This is a genomic window from Marinobacterium iners DSM 11526 (assembly GCF_900107855.1).
Classification (GTDB): Bacteria; Pseudomonadota; Gammaproteobacteria; order Pseudomonadales; family Balneatricaceae; genus Marinobacterium; species Marinobacterium iners.
Genome location: NZ_FNRJ01000014.1, coordinates 18,841 through 34,654, shown reverse-complemented (window position 1 = coordinate 34,654; position 15,814 = coordinate 18,841). Strand labels below are relative to the sequence as shown.

Annotated in this window: 14 protein-coding genes; 13 read left to right on the top strand and 1 reads right to left on the bottom strand. The window is 56.8% G+C overall.

Translation table 11 applies throughout. The features are described 5' to 3' along the window. Positions 1-3 precede the first annotated feature (3 nt). The 9 genes from BLV48_RS13870 to BLV48_RS13830 are packed head-to-tail and all read left to right on the top strand — an operon-like array spanning position 4 to position 8,619. A complete protein-coding gene (locus BLV48_RS13870; RefSeq protein WP_091827453.1) occupies positions 4-411 on the top strand; it encodes an acyl-CoA thioesterase in 408 nt (135 codons plus the stop codon). After that, positions 408-971, top strand: a complete 564-nt coding sequence (locus BLV48_RS13865) for an outer membrane lipoprotein carrier protein LolA (RefSeq protein WP_139253930.1) — start codon at positions 408-410, stop codon at positions 969-971. Before BLV48_RS13870 ends, BLV48_RS13865 begins: the two co-directional genes overlap by 4 nt. After that, entirely contained in the window at positions 968-3,307 is a 2,340-nt protein-coding gene (locus tag BLV48_RS13860; protein ID WP_091827391.1) for an MMPL family transporter, read from the top strand. Before BLV48_RS13865 ends, BLV48_RS13860 begins: the two co-directional genes overlap by 4 nt. Beyond that, the gene (locus tag BLV48_RS13855; protein WP_091827390.1) at positions 3,282-4,514 is read left to right on the top strand and encodes an NAD(P)/FAD-dependent oxidoreductase; all 1,233 of its coding nucleotides are present in this window, start codon (positions 3,282-3,284) and stop codon (positions 4,512-4,514) included. Before BLV48_RS13860 ends, BLV48_RS13855 begins: the two co-directional genes overlap by 26 nt. Continuing rightward, the gene (locus BLV48_RS13850) at positions 4,502-5,056 is read left to right on the top strand and encodes a DUF3261 domain-containing protein (protein ID WP_091827389.1); all 555 of its coding nucleotides are present in this window, start codon (positions 4,502-4,504) and stop codon (positions 5,054-5,056) included. The genes BLV48_RS13855 and BLV48_RS13850 overlap by 13 nt, the downstream gene beginning before the upstream one ends. Next, positions 5,053-6,222: a beta-ketoacyl-[acyl-carrier-protein] synthase family protein gene (locus BLV48_RS13845; RefSeq protein WP_091827388.1), complete on the top strand. Its 1,170-nt coding sequence runs from the start codon at positions 5,053-5,055 to the stop codon at positions 6,220-6,222. The genes BLV48_RS13850 and BLV48_RS13845 overlap by 4 nt, the downstream gene beginning before the upstream one ends. After that, entirely contained in the window at positions 6,219-6,671 is a 453-nt protein-coding gene (locus BLV48_RS13840; RefSeq protein WP_091827387.1) for a hotdog family protein, read from the top strand. Before BLV48_RS13845 ends, BLV48_RS13840 begins: the two co-directional genes overlap by 4 nt. Continuing rightward, positions 6,668-7,393 carry a 3-ketoacyl-ACP reductase FabG2 gene (locus tag BLV48_RS13835; protein WP_091827386.1) on the top strand — a complete coding sequence of 242 codons (726 nt, stop codon included), beginning with the start codon at positions 6,668-6,670 and terminating at the stop codon, positions 7,391-7,393. The genes BLV48_RS13840 and BLV48_RS13835 overlap by 4 nt, the downstream gene beginning before the upstream one ends. Next, complete coding sequence (locus BLV48_RS13830) at positions 7,393-8,619, top strand: beta-ketoacyl-ACP synthase (protein WP_091827385.1); 1,227 nt, start codon at positions 7,393-7,395, stop codon at positions 8,617-8,619. The genes BLV48_RS13835 and BLV48_RS13830 overlap by 1 nt, the downstream gene beginning before the upstream one ends. A gap of 115 nt (positions 8,620-8,734) precedes the next feature. Here BLV48_RS13830 and nadC read toward each other — a convergent pair whose 3' ends face one another. Beyond that, positions 8,735-9,583 (bottom strand): carboxylating nicotinate-nucleotide diphosphorylase, encoded by an 849-nt coding sequence (gene nadC / locus BLV48_RS13825; protein ID WP_175527683.1) that lies wholly within the window; start codon positions 9,581-9,583, stop codon positions 8,735-8,737. Between the two features lie 94 nt (positions 9,584-9,677). Between nadC and ampD the strand changes: the two genes are divergently transcribed. The 4 genes from ampD (at position 9,678) to BLV48_RS13805 (ending at position 15,812) form a co-directional block, all read left to right on the top strand. Then, positions 9,678-10,223 carry a 1,6-anhydro-N-acetylmuramyl-L-alanine amidase AmpD gene (gene ampD, locus BLV48_RS13820; protein WP_091827384.1) on the top strand — a complete coding sequence of 182 codons (546 nt, stop codon included), beginning with the start codon at positions 9,678-9,680 and terminating at the stop codon, positions 10,221-10,223. Between the two features lie 61 nt (positions 10,224-10,284). After that, positions 10,285-11,349: an ABC transporter ATP-binding protein gene (locus tag BLV48_RS13815; protein ID WP_091827383.1), complete on the top strand. Its 1,065-nt coding sequence runs from the start codon at positions 10,285-10,287 to the stop codon at positions 11,347-11,349. A 156-nt stretch (positions 11,350-11,505) separates the two neighbouring features. Then, positions 11,506-14,904: an ATP-binding protein gene (locus tag BLV48_RS13810; protein WP_091827382.1), complete on the top strand. Its 3,399-nt coding sequence runs from the start codon at positions 11,506-11,508 to the stop codon at positions 14,902-14,904. Then, complete coding sequence (locus BLV48_RS13805; RefSeq protein WP_091827381.1) at positions 14,901-15,812, top strand: response regulator; 912 nt, start codon at positions 14,901-14,903, stop codon at positions 15,810-15,812. Before BLV48_RS13810 ends, BLV48_RS13805 begins: the two co-directional genes overlap by 4 nt. Positions 15,813-15,814: the final 2 nt, after the last annotated feature.

Genomic DNA, 15,814 nt, shown 5'->3' with positions numbered 1-15,814 from the left:
CACATGGTTAGTACAGCAGTTGAGCTTGAAATTCCCTTTCACGATGTCGATGTCATGCGCATTGCCTGGCATGGACACTATGCGAAATACCTGGAAATAGCGCGCTGTGCGTTACTTGAGCAGATCGACTACAACGTGCCGCAGATGGAAGCATCGGGATACGCCTGGCCTGTCATTGACATGCGTATTCGCTATGCCCAGCCGTTGCGTTTTCAGCAAAAAATCCGGGTGGAAGCGAGGCTGACCGAGTGGGAAAACCGGCTGAAGATTGATTATCTGATCAAGGATGCCGCGAGCGGAAAACGGCTGACAAAGGCCTACACAGTGCAGGTGGCCGTGGCGATTGAGTCTGGTGAAATGCTTTATGCTTCACCGACCGTGCTGCTGCAAAAACTGGGGCTCGAATCGTGAGATATGGTTTCGCATTGTGGTTGATGGTTCTGCTGGCACCCTCTGCACTGGCTGAATCGGGCTACCAGGCAGTGGAAGCGCTGATGGAGTCGCCAGCGTCTCTTCAGGGGCGTTTTGAGCAGGTCAAACACCTGGCATCGCTTGATACTGAAATACAATCGTCCGGACGCTTTGCTTACGAACAGGATGTCGAAATCAGCTGGCATACGCAGGTTCCCATCGAAAGTTTGCTGCGGTTGACGCCCAACCAGATCACCAGTGAGCAGGACGGTACATTACTGTCGCAGCTGGAAACACGCAGTAACCCTGTTGTTGAGCTGTTCAGCGAAATTTTTTTCGGTGTAATGACCGCACGCTGGGACAAGCTGGATAAGCATTTCAGTGCCGAGACCCATGTCAGTGGTTCCGATTGGCGTGCAACGCTGATACCCCGAGAAGCACGTGTGAAAAGGGTTATATCCAGAGTTGAATTACAGGGTGACCGCAACCTCAGACAGGTGCTGCTGTACGAAGAGGGAGGGGACTGGACCCGTATCCAGTTCCACGATTTGCAGCAATGATAACGTCTCGTGCTGGCAGCAAAGTGGCTGCCTGGGGGTGGCTGTTGGTTGTGCTGGCACTCGGCTTTGGTGCCTTGCGCCAGGGGACTGTCATCGATACCAGTTTGATGGCACTGCTTCCAGCCAGTGAGCAGCAACCGTTCATTCAAAAAGCGACCGAAAAACAGGCAGCGGCTTATGCCGACAAGTTGCTGCTGGTGATTTCGGCGGAGGATGAAGCCTTGGCGCGGGCGGGTGTTCGATTGGCGGTAGAGCGCCTGAAGGCTCTGGATACCCAAACTCGTCTAACCTGGCAGGCCCCTGAGTCAGACGCTGAACTGGCTGAACTTCATCCCTACCGTTTTACCCTGCTGAGAGATGAAACCCGGAAGAGACTGTCAACCGACAACGGTAGCGTGCAGTTTCAGTTGGCTCTTCAGCGGTTGTTGAATCCCATATCCGGGTTTGCCAATGAGCCTTTGCAGGATCCCTTTGGTCTCTATACCGACCTGATGGTTTCATTACAGTCGGATCTGCCAATTCGTTTCGACTCCGGCTTGTTACGTCTTTCTGCTTCAGATAAGCCGGCTTACCTGCTTAGCCTGCAATTGCTTGAAGATCCGTTTAGCCTTTCGGTACAACATGCGGTCACTTCCGTGCTTGATCCGCTGATACTGGAACTGGAACGGCAGGGGATAAGTCTGCAGCGCTCGGGGCTCCTGCTGCATGCCGCTGCCGGTGCCGACCAGGCCCGTTCCGAGATGTCCACCATCGGGCTGGGTTCGGTGCTGGGTATCATCCTGTTGATCACCTTCGTGTTCAGAAGTGCTCTGCCGCTGGCACTGGTGCTGCTGCCTGTCGCAACGGGTGCTTTGGTGGCCATGGCAGCTACTCAACTCTTGTTTGGCCGTATCCATATGATCACGGTGGCCTTTGGCGCAGGCCTGGTGGGGGTGGCCGTTGATTACGCGTTGCATTTTCTCTGCGAGGCCCGCGTGTTGCCGTCTCACGAGATCGCCCGAAAGCTGTTCGCCGGACTTCTTTTGGGGCTGATTTCCAGTGTACTGGCCTATGCTGGGCTGGCACTGGCTCCTTTCCCGGGACTTCGTCAGATGGCCCTGTTCTGTGCAGTAGGCCTCATCGCTGCATGGCTGACCGTACTGCTCTGGCTGCCGGTGCTGAACCGCCAAAAAGCAACAGGCCCGCTATCTGCAGCGGTTTGGCTGGACCGTTGGCGCAAGGCTTGTCCGCAGATCAGCCAGTCGCCCTGGTTGGCTGGGTTACTGCTGATACTGGGCTTGGGCAGTACTGTTGTTATCTGGCAGGGGAGTGCCAGTGACGATGTGACGCTGCTGCAAACCTCTCCGCCGGCACTGTTGCAGGAAGACCGAAGCGTACAGTCCCTGCTGGGGAATGGCAGCAGCGCTGCTTTCCTGTTGGTGACGGGGAGCGACCTTGAGCAGGTGCTGCAGACCGAAGAACGCATTCACCCAGCGCTGATAAGCCTTCAGAATAAGTCATCTTTGCAGGGGTTTAAGGCTCTGTCTCAGGTGCTGCCCTCGCAGCAGCGCCAGATGCAAAACGCCCGGCAGGTACGAGCGCTGTATGCTGCCCAGTGGCCGCGGCTGGCAGACCTGCTGAAACTGTCTCCACAGCAACGCGTCACAGCCCTTGAAAATATGCAGCGTGCCACCGCTGCAGTGCTGACGCCTGAAGAGTGGCGGCAACAGCGACTAAGTGGGGCATGGTCACAACATATCATCAGTGATGATACTGATGTTGCGACCGTCATCCAGCTACAGGGCGATGTCAGCAGTTCTTTGAAGCAGGCGCTGACGGCTCTGACGGAGCAGGAGCCCGGTGTGTATTTTGTCGACAGGATGAGTGATATGACTGATCTGTTGGCGGGGTATCGCACCGAAATAACATACTGGCTATTGCTGGCCTACGGTTGCGTGATCTTGATGCTGGTGCTTCGTTATCGGCAGCATTGCTGGCGTATTCTATTGCCGCCGCTGCTGGCTTCCCTGATTACCTTTGCCGGTTTCCTGCTGTTAAACGGCGGCTACAACCTGTTTAACCTGATCGCATTGATGCTGGTTCTGGGCATTGGTCTGGATATGGGTATTTTCCTTAACGAAACCGGTGACAGCGATCATACCTGGCTGGCGGTCAGTCTGTCGGCGCTGAGCAGCCTGCTGGCGTTCGGGCTGCTGACCTTGAGCCAGACGCCGGTGCTTTATCATTTTGGTGTCATTATCCTGCCCGGCCTGCTGCTGACCTGGCTGCTGGCACCCCTTATGCGCAACCCCTCTACAGGAGAGATAGTGAATGGCAGAGTTACAGGGACGTTATGATGTAATTGTGATTGGCGCCGGTCCCTCCGGCTCTGTCGCAGCCACATCATTAGCGAATTATGGCTACCGGGTGCTGGTCCTGGAACAACAGCATTTTCCCCGTTTCTCCATAGGCGAGAGCCTTTTACCGCAGAGCATGGAGTTTCTTGAGCAGGCCGGCATGCTGCAGGCCGTGGTCGAGGTCGGCTTCCAGTACAAGAATGGCGCCGCGTTCTGTCGAGGTCATGAGTATGACTATTTTGACTTCCGGCAGAAGTTCTCTGAAGGCTGGGGTACCACCTTCCAGGTGCAGCGCGGTCGCTTTGACAAGACCCTGGCCGATGTGGCGGAGCAGCGTGGGGTAGAAATTCGTTACGGCCAAGTGGTGACGGCGGTTGATCAGTGCGCAAGTGACATTGCTGTAGAGGTGCAGCCTGAGCAGGGCGATGCTTACCGCGTGAGCGCTGATTTTCTGCTCGATGGCAGTGGGTTTGGGCGTGTCCTGCCGCGGCTGCTGAATCTTGAAAAAGCGTCCCAACTTGGCACACGCATTGCGCTGTTCACCCACATTGAAGACAACATTAGTGACAAACGTTTTGATCGCAATAAAATCCTGATCACGGTACACCCTGAAAACCCGGAAATATGGTACTGGCTGATCCCCTTCAGTGATGGACGTGCATCGGTGGGTGTCGTGCTGCCGCGATCGCTGTATGACGATGTCAGTATGGGGCAGCAGGCAACTCTGCAGCGTTATATTGGTGAAGGCGGGATGTTGAGCGAGATTCTGGCCAATGCGGTATTTGATACTCCAGTCAGGACACTGGGTGGGTACTCCTGTGATGTAAACAGCCTTTATGGTGAGCGTTTTGCCCTGCTGGGCAATGCCGGCGAGTTTCTGGACCCGGTTTTTTCATCCGGTGTGACCATCGCTCTCAAATCAGCCACTCTGGCAGCAGCCACCGTACATCGACAGTTACAGGGACTGGAGCCCGACTGGCAGAACGAGTATGCAGCCCCCCTGAAAACCGGGATCGACACGTTCAGGGTATTCGTGGAAGGCTGGTATGACGGTCGGTTGCAGGATGTCATTTTTGCCGACAATAAAGGCGATGCGATCAAGGCAATGATCAGTTCCATTCTGGCGGGCTATGCATGGGATACGCGCAACCCCTATGTTCGCGAGCCTAATCGACTGACTACGCTGGCCGAACTATGTCGTGCTTGATGCGTTATCTGTTGCCGGCGATGCTTTGCCTGTTATCTGGCTGTTCGCTTTTCAGTCCTGCGCCTGATCTGCCTCCGGCTCTGGCACTATTGCCTCCGTCTGAAGGTCCGGCACCAGTACTGTTGAAACAGACCGTTGCCATGGAAGCGCAGGGCGAACGTTTTCAGTTTCTTGTTGTGAGCCGTTTTGATGCCAAACAGGCTCGGCTGGTGGCATTAATGCCGACCGGCCAACAACTGACGGCACTGGAGTATGACGGCACATATCTGCAGCAAAGTGTTGCTGTTCCGCTGGAGCTGCCGGGAAGGGCGATCCTGGCCACCATACAGTTCGCTCTCTGGCCGCAAGCGTCGGTACGCAAGCATTACCCGGCAGTACAGGGCTGGACCCTTCGTCTAGAGGCGAATCGGCGTCAGTTGTGGCATCATGGCGCACGTTTTCTGGATATCGTCCAGGAGGTGGATACCACGCGAGTACGCAACTATCCGGGTGAGTATCAGGTAATCATCAAGACACTTGAGCAAAAGGACCTGGAACAGTGACCCGGTGCTATCTAAATGCCTTGTCAATGGTCAGTGCCCTGGGAGCCGATTGCAGTGCTGCATCGGTCAGTTTGACAGCGGGCGAGCCGCGATTGACCGTGACGGACCAGTTCAGCCCCGGGACAGCGATGCCACTGGGCCTTTATACCGGGGCCTTGCCGGAAATATCGTTGTCAGAGCCATATTGGCACAGCCGCAACAATCGCATGGCCCTGCTGGCCTTGAACCAGATTCGTGAAGCGGCTGCCGAAGCCCGACACCGCTTTGGCTCTCACCGCGTTGGCGTTGTCATCGGTACCTCAACTTCGGGCATCAGTGACAGTGAAGTCTGCCTGAAACATCGAGCTGCAACCGGGGGCTTGCCGCAAGAGTATCACTACCGATTGCAGGAGATGGGCGCTACAGCCGCTTTCATAGCCGCCGAACTCAAATTGACCGGGCCTGTATATGGTATTTCTACTGCGTGCTCATCCGGTGCCAAAGCGCTTGCTTCGGCACGCAGGTTGCTGAGAGCAGGTGTCTGCGATGCGGTGATTGCGGGCGGTGTTGATACGCTGTGTCATTTGACCGTACAGGGCTTTTCTTCATTGGAGGCAGTCAGTCATAAGCGTTGTAATCCATTCAGCGCGAACCGTGACGGCATTAACATAGGCGAGGGTGCCGGCTTGTGTCTGCTCAGTCGCGAAGAGGGGCCACTGGAGCTGGCCGGAATTGGTGAAAGTTCGGATGCACACCACATCTCTGCACCTGACCCAACCGGGGCCGGGGCGATGCGCTGCATGCAGGCAGCTCTTGATGATGCGGACATTTCCCCTGAAGCCGTTGGCTATATCAACCTGCACGGCACGGCGACAGAGCTGAATGATCAGATGGAGGCGCACGCTGTGGCCGAAGTATTTGGCAGCACGGTGCCCTGCAGTTCGACCAAACCGTTTACTGGCCACACACTGGGGGCTGCGGGCGCAATTGAAGCCGTGATTTGTGGCCTTGCACTGTTGGATAGGTTTATTCCCGGTCATGTCTGGGATGGGCAACCGGACCCGAATTTACCCCCCCTGAATCTTGCCGCCCTGCAAAGTGAAGTCACTGATTTTGACTACGCCTTAAGCAATTCCTTTGCTTTCGGCGGCAACAACATCTCCGTGATTTTGAGACGAACCACATGAGAGCTGAATTCAGTGTTGATCAACTGGTGCCCCATTCAGGGCAGATGAGCCTGCTGTCGGAAATTACAGGCTATGGTGAAGACTGGTTATCTGCGGCGGTTGATATCACCCCAACGTCCATGTTCCTTGAAGAACAGGGAGTTCCCGCCTGGGTCGGGCTGGAATATATGGCGCAGGCGATAGGAGCCTACGCGGGTCTGCAGGAAAGGCTCAAGGGGCATGAGCCCAGGGTGGGATTCCTGCTGGGAACACGCCGGTACAGTATCCCCGTGCCTTATTTCGCACCGGGGGAGCGTATTCAGCTAAAGGTTATCAAGAATATGCAGGCAGAAAACGGCCTTTGTGCCTTTGATTGCGAGCTGACGGGGAATGGCTACACAGCGACGGCCAGCCTCAATATTTATCAGCCGGATGATGCCGAAACGTTTTTACGGGATGCCATGTCATGACAGCTACTATTTTAGTGACCGGTTCCAGCCGTGGGATTGGTAAGGGGATTGCACTGCGCCTGGCACAGGATGGTTACGATATCGTCCTGCACTGCCGCTCGGGCCTGGACTCTGTGCAGGCGGTCGCTGAAGAGATTGAGTCACATGGTCGCAGTGTCCGCATTCTGCAATTCGACATTGCGGACCGAGAAGAGTGCCGTCAGGTATTGGAACAGGATATTGACACATATGGTGCCTATTACGGTGTGGTATGCAATGCTGGGATTGCGCGTGATAACGCCTTTCCGGCCATGCCGGAAGAGGATTGGGATCTGGTGCTCAGGACCAACCTTGACGGGTTTTACAATGTACTGCATCCGCTGATCATGCCCATGATTCGACGTCGAAAGCCAGGACGCATTGTTACCCTGTCTTCCGTGTCCGGTGAAATGGGCAATCGTGGACAGGTCAATTACAGTGCCGCAAAAGCCGGCATCATCGGAGCGACCAAAGCGCTGGCTGTCGAGCTGGCCAAGCGCAAGATAACGGTGAACTGTGTCGCACCGGGGCTGATTGAAACCGAAATGACCGAAGACCTGCCCCTGGAAGAAGCACTGAAGATGATTCCCATGCAACGAGTCGGCAGAGTCAATGAAGTGGCCGGTACGATCAGCTTCCTGATGTCCGAGGAAGCCGGATATATCACGCGTCAGGTGATTTCAGTAAACGGTGGAATGTATTAATGAAACGGGTTGTTGTAACCGGAATGGCCGGCTTTTCACCGATAGGAAACGACTGGCCAGCCATTAAGAAAAATCTGGTTGCTGGCCACAGTGGTGTAGTCAGGATGGATGGCTGGGATTGCTATGATGGGTTGAACACCCGGCTGGCAGCCCCGGTGCCGGATTTTAAAATGCCCTCGCACTACAACCGCAAGGCATTGCGCAGCATGGGGCGGGTAGCTCAGTTCGGTGTATATGCGACAGAGCGTGCGCTTGAAGATGCAAACCTGCTGGGCTGGGAACAGCTTGGCAGCGGCCGTGTCGGCATTTCATTTGGTTCATCGGTCGGAGATACCAAAGCCTTCGTGGATTTCGGCAATATGCTGATGAACTGCTCCTCGGATGGACTCAATGCCAATTCCTACATCAAGATGATGGCACACACCGGCCCTGTGAACATTGGTGTTCATTTCGGCATTCGTGGGCGCGTGATCACCACGTCAAGCGCCTGCACTTCGGGTAGCCAGGGCATTGGCTATGCTTATGAAGCGATCAAGTTCGGCACTCAAGATGTGATGGTGGCGGGCGGCAGTGAAGGGCTATGCGCCACCGAAGCGGCCGTGTTTGACACTCTTTATGCCACCAGTGTCGTTAATGACACCCCGCATCTGTCGCCTCGTCCCTTTGACCGTGATCGAGATGGACTTGTGATAGGCGAGGGGGGCTGTGTCCTGATACTGGAGGAGCTGGAACATGCCCGAGCCCGCGGAGCCAAAATTCATGCTGAAATTATCGGCTTCGGCACCAACTCTGACGGGCGTCATGTGACTCAGCCCAATGCCGCAACCATGGAAATTGCTATCCGCCAGGCGCTGGATAGCGCACAGTTGCCCCCCAGTGAAATCGGCTATGTCAGTGCCCACGGAACAGCCACTGATCGTGGTGATATTGCTGAAAGTCAGGCCACTCACGCCGTATTCGGTGCTTCCACGCCTGTCAGCTCACTTAAAAGCTATACGGGCCATACGTTGGGCGCCTGTGGTGCATTGGAAGCCTGGACAGCGATTGAAATGATGAATGAAGGCTGGTTCTCGCCAACCATCAATCTGGAAAACGTAGACCCTGAGTGTGCCGAGCTGGATTACCTTATGCACGAAGGGCGACATATCGACACCGAGTATGTCATGAGCAACAACTTTGCGTTTGGTGGTATCAATACTTCATTGATTTTCAAACGCTGGAACTGAGTTTTCAGCATACAGGGAGCGGGGGCTCCCTGTATGCTTGCTATTGAAGTTCCTACCCTGCAGCAATGATCGGTGGCAAGGCAAGCACCCACAGGTACTTATGCGTGTGGCAGTGTTACCCTTCCACAATCCGCATCGACAGATCCACCGCCTGGCAGTGCTTGGTCAGGGCGCCAATCGAGATGTAATCGACTCCGGTGTTGGCGTAGTCGAGCAGGGTTTCATCCGTAATATTGCCCGACGCTTCCAGCTTGGCACGCCCGTTGGTCTGCTTGACCGCTGCAATCATCCGCTCGGGGCTGAAGTTGTCCAGCATGACAATATCGGCGCCGGCGACCAGCGCCCGTTCCAGTTGCTCTTCTGTCTCGACCTCGATTTCCACCGGCTTGCCCGGGTGGTTGTGGCGGGCGGTTTCGATCGCCTTCTCAATGCCGCCACAGGCCATGATGTGGTTTTCCTTGATCAGGAAGGCATCGTACAGGCCGATGCGGTGGTTGAAACAGCCGCCGCAGCTGACGGCGTATTTCTGTGCCAGCCTCAGGCCCGGGATGGTCTTGCGTGTATCCAGCAGGCGCACCGGGGTGCCGGCGACGCGCTGAGCGTATTCGTGGCTGAGGGTGGCGGTGCCGGAGAGTGTCTGCAGGAAGTTCAGTGCCGCGCGCTCGCCGGTGAGCAGTGAGCGGGCAGACCCTTGCAGCCGAAACAGCACCTGATCACGTTCGACCTTGTCTCCATCCTCAACCAGCCATTCAACCTGTACCTCAGGGTCAACCTGACGAAACACCTCATCCACCCAGGCACGGCCACAAACGACCGCTTCCTGACGTGAAATCACCCGTGCCTGTGCCCGGTCACTGGCTGGAATCAGCTCGGCGGTGATATCACCGTTGCCGACATCCTCATTCAGGGCTGTACGGACGTTTTCTTCGATGGTGGGCTTGAGCTCGGTCAGCGTCAGCAGCATGGTGGCGGGCCTGTCGTATGATGTACTATGGAGCGCGCATTTTAGCGGAAATCGCACGGCGATAGTACGTCAAACGGGAGTGGTATTCAGTCAGATGACAGTCGAAATTGAACAGCACCGCATCAAGGGTGCCCGTTTTCTGCCTTCACCCAACTGCAACGCCCGGCCCGAAGACGAAATCTCGCTGTTGGTGATTCACAATATCAGCCTGCCGCCCGGGCAGTTTGGTGGTGGTCATATTGCCGAGCTGTTTACCAATCGACTGGACCCAAACGGACACCCCTTCTTTGCCGAAATCGAGGGGCTGGAGGTTTCCGCCCATCTGCTGATCGAGCGGGATGGCCGCATGACCCAGTTCGTACCCTTCGATCGCCGCGCCTGGCATGCGGGCAGATCCTGCTTTCAAGGGCGTGAGGCCTGCAATGATTTTTCCATCGGCATCGAGCTGGAAGGGACTGATGATTGCCCTTATACCGATGCCCAGTACGAATGTCTGATCGCGGTGACTCAGACGCTTTTGACAACCTATCCGCAACTTGGCCCTGAAACCATTACCGGTCACAGTGATATTGCACCCGGTCGCAAGACTGATCCTGGCCTTGCATTTGACTGGGCGCGTTTTCTTGCTGCCCTCGGATGATCTGAGAATGGTTTTCATCTATCATATACGCCCCTGAAACTCTGCCTGCTGCGAGGATTGGATGTCAGCTCTGCTCCGTATTGAAGGTCTAAAGTGCGCGTACCAGTCGCAGACGGTGCTGGCGAGTGTCTGCTTTGATATCGAGCCTGGCGAGATCGCCTGTCTGCTGGGCCCCAGTGGCTGCGGCAAGACCACCGTGCTGCGTGCCATTGCCGGCTTTATTGCCCCTCAGGCGGGTGAGATTCGACTCGGTGAACAGCTGATCAGCAGTGCCGCCCATGTGGTACCGCCGGAGCAGCGCGGAATGGGAATGGTGTTTCAGGATTACGCCTTGTTCCCGCACCTGAATATTGCCGACAACATCGCCTTTGGTTTGCGCCGCATGCCCGCCGCCGAAAAGCAGCGTCGGGTAAAAGAGGTGCTGGAACTGGTTGAGCTGCCCGACCTGAGCAAACGTTATCCGCATGAACTCTCCGGTGGGCAGCAGCAGCGTGTGGCGCTGGCCCGTGCGTTGGCACCCGATCCCCGCCTGCTACTGATGGATGAACCGTTCTCCAATCTGGATACCGATCTGCGGCGTCAGTTGTCGCAAGAGGTGCGCCAAATCCTCAAGCGTCGTGGCATTGCTGCAATCATGGTGACGCATGATCAACAGGAAGCCTTCACCATCAGTGACAAGATCGGCATTCTGTCAGCCGGCCGCGTACAACAGTGGGGCACTCCCGAATCCCTGTATTATCAGCCTGTCAGCCCTGAAGTGGCTGCTTTTGTTGGCAAGGGGGAGTTGTTTCAGGGCAAGGTGACAGACTCCAGTGCCGTTGAAACTGACCTGGGGCTGTTGGAGTTTGCTGAGCCGTTGGGGGTTGATGCGGGCTGTGATGTGCAACTGTTTCTGCGCCCGGGTGATCTTTACCTGAGCCATGACGGAGGTGTGCCCGGTGAGGTGTGCTCGGCTGAATTCCAGGGCAGCCTGACGCTCTACTGCATTCGTCTGCATACGGGGCGCGAGATCGAAGTGCTGGAACAGGGGCTGCATCGCTATGGCGAGCGTGAAAAGGTTGGTGTGCATGTAACCGCTCACCGTCCGATCCTGTTTTCCTCCTGCCCGGTTCGTAACCCTTATTGACCTGATCTGGCACGAAGTCTGCTGTATCCGTAATACATGACCCCATAACGGGCAGATTGACACGGGCTTGCACCTGTATGGTGCTGAATAAGCCCTGTTTTTGCTCGTCTGCACTTTTATGGTGCTCGATAACGGGGCAGAACGGGATACCGCAACATGCGTGCTTCACAACGTATCTATAAGGTTCGGCGCCGCTACAACAAATGGGTGGCGGATCAAACGCTGGAAGACTTTGCGCTGCGCTTCACAGCCCGTCAGGGCCGCCGCATGAGCATTGAGCGTGTTGCCATGACGGCACTGGGCGCAACCGCCTTTCTGGCTCTTGAGGGTATCGCTGCAGCTGTTACGCTGACTTACGGTTTTACCAACACACTGGTTGCCATGCTGGTGGTGTGTGCTCTGTTTTTCATCACCGGATTTCCGATCGTCTATCATGCGGCCCGCAACGGTCTGGATATTGATCTGCTCACGCGTGGTGCCGGCTTCGGCTACCTTGGATCAACGATCACCTCGCTGATCTACGCCACCTTCACCTTCATTTTCTTTGCCATTGAGGCCGCGATTCTCGCCGCCGCACTGCGGGCACTGTTCGGCCTGCCGCTGGCGCTGGGGTATCTGCTCAGTGCCCTGGCGGTCATCCCGATAGTGACCCACGGCATTACCGCCATCAGCCGCTTTCAACTGGGTACCCAACCCCTGTGGCTGCTGCTGCAGGTCAGCGCGCTGGCAGTGGTGATCGTGCATGAGGCTGATCAGTATCAGGGCTGGACCGAATTTATGCCCGCAGGCGTTCAGGCCGACAATTCATTCAACCTGCTGCTGTTCGGTGCGGCGGCGTCCGTGTTTTTCGCCATGGTGGCGCAGATTGGTGAACAGGTGGACTACCTGCGCTTCATGCCCGAGAAAACAACCGAGAACCGCTGTCGCTGGTGGTTCTGGCTGATTCTGGCGGGGCCGGGCTGGGTGTTTATCGGCATGATCAAAATGCTGCTGGGCTCATTCCTGGCCTATATTGCGATCACCGAGGGCAGCAGCTTTGTGCAGGCCAGCGACCCAACCCTCATGTATCAGCGGGTTTTCAGCTATCTGACCCACTCGGAAGGCATGGCGTTACTGATGGCCGGACTGATGGTGATCATCTCGCAGATGAAGATCAATGTGACTAACGCCTATGCCGGTTCCATCGCCTGGTCCAACTTCTTCTCGCGTTTGACACACAGCCATCCAGGCAGGGTGGTGTGGCTGGTATTCAACGTCACCATCGCCCTGATCCTGATGGAACTTGGAATCTATGAAGCGCTGGAAGCGATACTGGGCGTGTTTGCCATTGTTGCCGTCAGCTGGCTGGGGTCTCTGTCAGCTGATCTGATGATCAACAAACCGCTGGGGCTGAGCCCCGCACGTGTCGAGTTCAAGCGCGCTCACCTCTATGACATTAACCCGGTGGGCGTTGGCTCAATGGGCACGGCAGTGCTGGTGGGCATGCTGGCCTATCTGGGCGTGTTCGGTGAGACAGCATCGACTTTGAGCCACTTCATCAGTCTGGGCTGCTGCTTCCTGATGGCACCTTTGCTGGCATGGCTCACCGGTGGCCGATTCTATCTGGCACGTGAGTCGAATGAGCTGAAGATGCTGCAGGCTGCCAGTCCGGCAGAGCAGCATCGATGCGGCGTGTGTGAAAACCATTTCGAAACGGAAGACCTGAGTTTCTGCCCGGCATACGACCTGCCAATCTGTTCACTGTGCTGCTCGCTGGATGCCCGCTGTCTTGACAGCTGCAAGCCACATGCCCGCTTCGGACAACAGATGGTCGACTTCTTTCGACTGTTTTTTCCGCAGGCCGTGGTCAACCGAATCAACTCTCGCCTTGGGCGTTTCATCGGCCTGCTGCTGACCATCAATCTGCTCAATGCCGCCTTGCTGGCGGTCATTCATCGACAGATGGACCCGGGTGACCCGGCCGGCAGTGCGCTGGTGGGGCAAACGCTCTGGGCGCTGTTTTTTGTGCTGCTGATCGTATCCGGCGTGGTGGCCTGGCTGTTCCTGCTGGCACATGAGAGCCGAGTTGTGGCCCAGCAGGAGTCCAATCGACAGACACGAAAGCTGCTTGAAGAGATCGAGGCCCACGAACAGACCGACCGTGAGCTTCAGGCGGCCAAGGAACTGGCAGAGCGAGCCAGTGATGCCAAGAGCCGGTATATGACCGGCATCAGTCATGAACTGCGCACACCGCTGCAGTCGATCATCGGCTATGCCCAGCTGCTGCAGGGGCGCAGTACCGTGCAGAAGCAGGATCGGGAAGGGCTGCGCATCATACACCGCAGTGGCCAGTATCTGGCCGATCTGATCGAGGGACTGTTGGACATCTCCCGTATTGAGGCAGGGCGACTGGAGCTGAACCGCAGCGCGGTGGCCTTGCCGGAGCTGGTGGCCCAGCTGGAGCAGATGTTCAGTTTTCAGGCAGCACAGAAACGGGTGGGGTTCAGCTGCGAGATACTGAATCCGTTACCGCCTGTGGTGATGACGGATGAAAAACGGCTGCGCCAGATCTTGATCAACCTGTTGTCCAATGCGGTGAAATACACTCTGGAGGGTGAGGTTCACTTTCGCATTCGCTATCGTAATCAGGTCGCGGAATTTTCCATTGAAGACACCGGTATCGGTATTGATGCAGCCCATCTGGAACGCATTTTTGACCCCTTCGAACGGGTGCGGGATGCGGATACGCCCAACCTGCCTGGCACCGGGCTGGGGCTGACCATCGTCAAGCTGCTGACCGAAATCATGGGAGGCGACCTGCAGGTCGAGAGTCACCCCGGTAGGGGCAGTTGCTTTCGGGTATCACTGATGTTGCCCTGGGCCGAGGCTGCCGAAACCCGTCCAGAAGTGCAGCAGCCGATCAGCGGCTATGTGGGCTCGCGCAGGCAGATTTGCGTGGTCGATGATGATCCGGTGCTGCGGGGGCTTCTGGCCGACCTGCTGATGCCTCTGGGGTTCAAGGTGCTGGAGGCCCGTGATGCGCACCACTGTCTGGAGCTGGTGCAGCGCACAACGCCTGACCTGTTTCTGCTGGACATCTCCATGCCGGGCATGGATGGTCTGACCCTGGCCGACCGGTTGCGGAAAACCGGTCACAAGGTACCGATCCTCATGTTGTCGGCCGACGTGCAGGAACAGCGCCGTCAGCCTGCGGGCGAGGCGGTATATGATGATTATCTGGTCAAACCGATCAGCAACCAGCTGCTGCTGGAAAGAGTAGGGCACTACCTGCAGCTGGAGTGGATTCGCACAGCCGCCACTGTGGTGCCGCCTGTCAGCGTGCCCGTTACCCCGGTGCCGCCCAATGACCAGACGGCCTCGTCACTGCCTGATCATCCTCTTATTCGGGAGCTCAGAGGCAGCGCCGAGATCGGCTTTCGCCGTGGGGTACGTGAAGCACTGGAGCAGATTGAACGGGAACAGTTGGTCAGTCGTACGGTTCTGACTGAACTGCAGACACTGGCAGACTCGATGCAATTCGCACAACTGGCCGAGTATTTGGAGCAGACCTCATGACAACTCAAACGACTCAACGTGATGTCGTGCTGGTGGTGGATGACTCGCCGGATGCGCTCAGTCTGATCAACGATGCGCTGGAAGAGGCCGGCATGGACGTACTGGTAGCGTTGGAGGGGCGTCAGGCGATGACCATCGCACGTCGCATTCGTCCCGACATCATCCTGTTGGATGCGATCATGCCGCACATGGATGGCTTCGAGACCTGTCAGGCGCTGAAGCAGGACCCCGCCCTGTGTGCGATCCCGGTCATTTTCATGACAGGGCTGACTGAAACCGAACATGTGGTGCGAGGACTGGATGTTGGCGGGGTGGACTACCTCACCAAACCGATCAATCCAGATGAGTTGCTGGCCCGCATGCGCGTCCATCTGGGCAATGCACGGCTGACCCAGTCCGCCCAGTCCGCTCTTGATACCACGGGCCAGCATTTACTGACTGTCGCGCCTGAGGGGCATGTGCAGTGGGCGACGCCGCAGACACACGCCTTGCTGTCACGGGCCAACGCCAGTGAACTCTGGCTTGAAATGTCGTTGCGTCCCCAGCTGGCGGACTGGCTGCGACGCAGCCCGGCCGTCAATGACCAGCTGGCCCTGCGTGGGCTGGACTATGCCCTGTCCGTGCGCCTGCTCAGCCATCAGAGCAACGGCGACTACCTGTTCAAGCTGGTCGATGAGCAGCGGGGGACGGGCCCCGCCCTGTTGCAGCATCAGTTGGGATTGACGACACGTGAAGCGGAAGTGCTGTACTGGATCGCCAACGGCAAAACGAACAAGGAGATCGGTGAAATCCTCGGCATGAGTCCACGTACGGTCAACAAGCACCTGGAACAGATCTATCCGACACTGGGCGTAGAAAATCGCACCTCAGCCGCCGGGGTCGCGCTGCGGATTATGGTCAGGGAATGAGC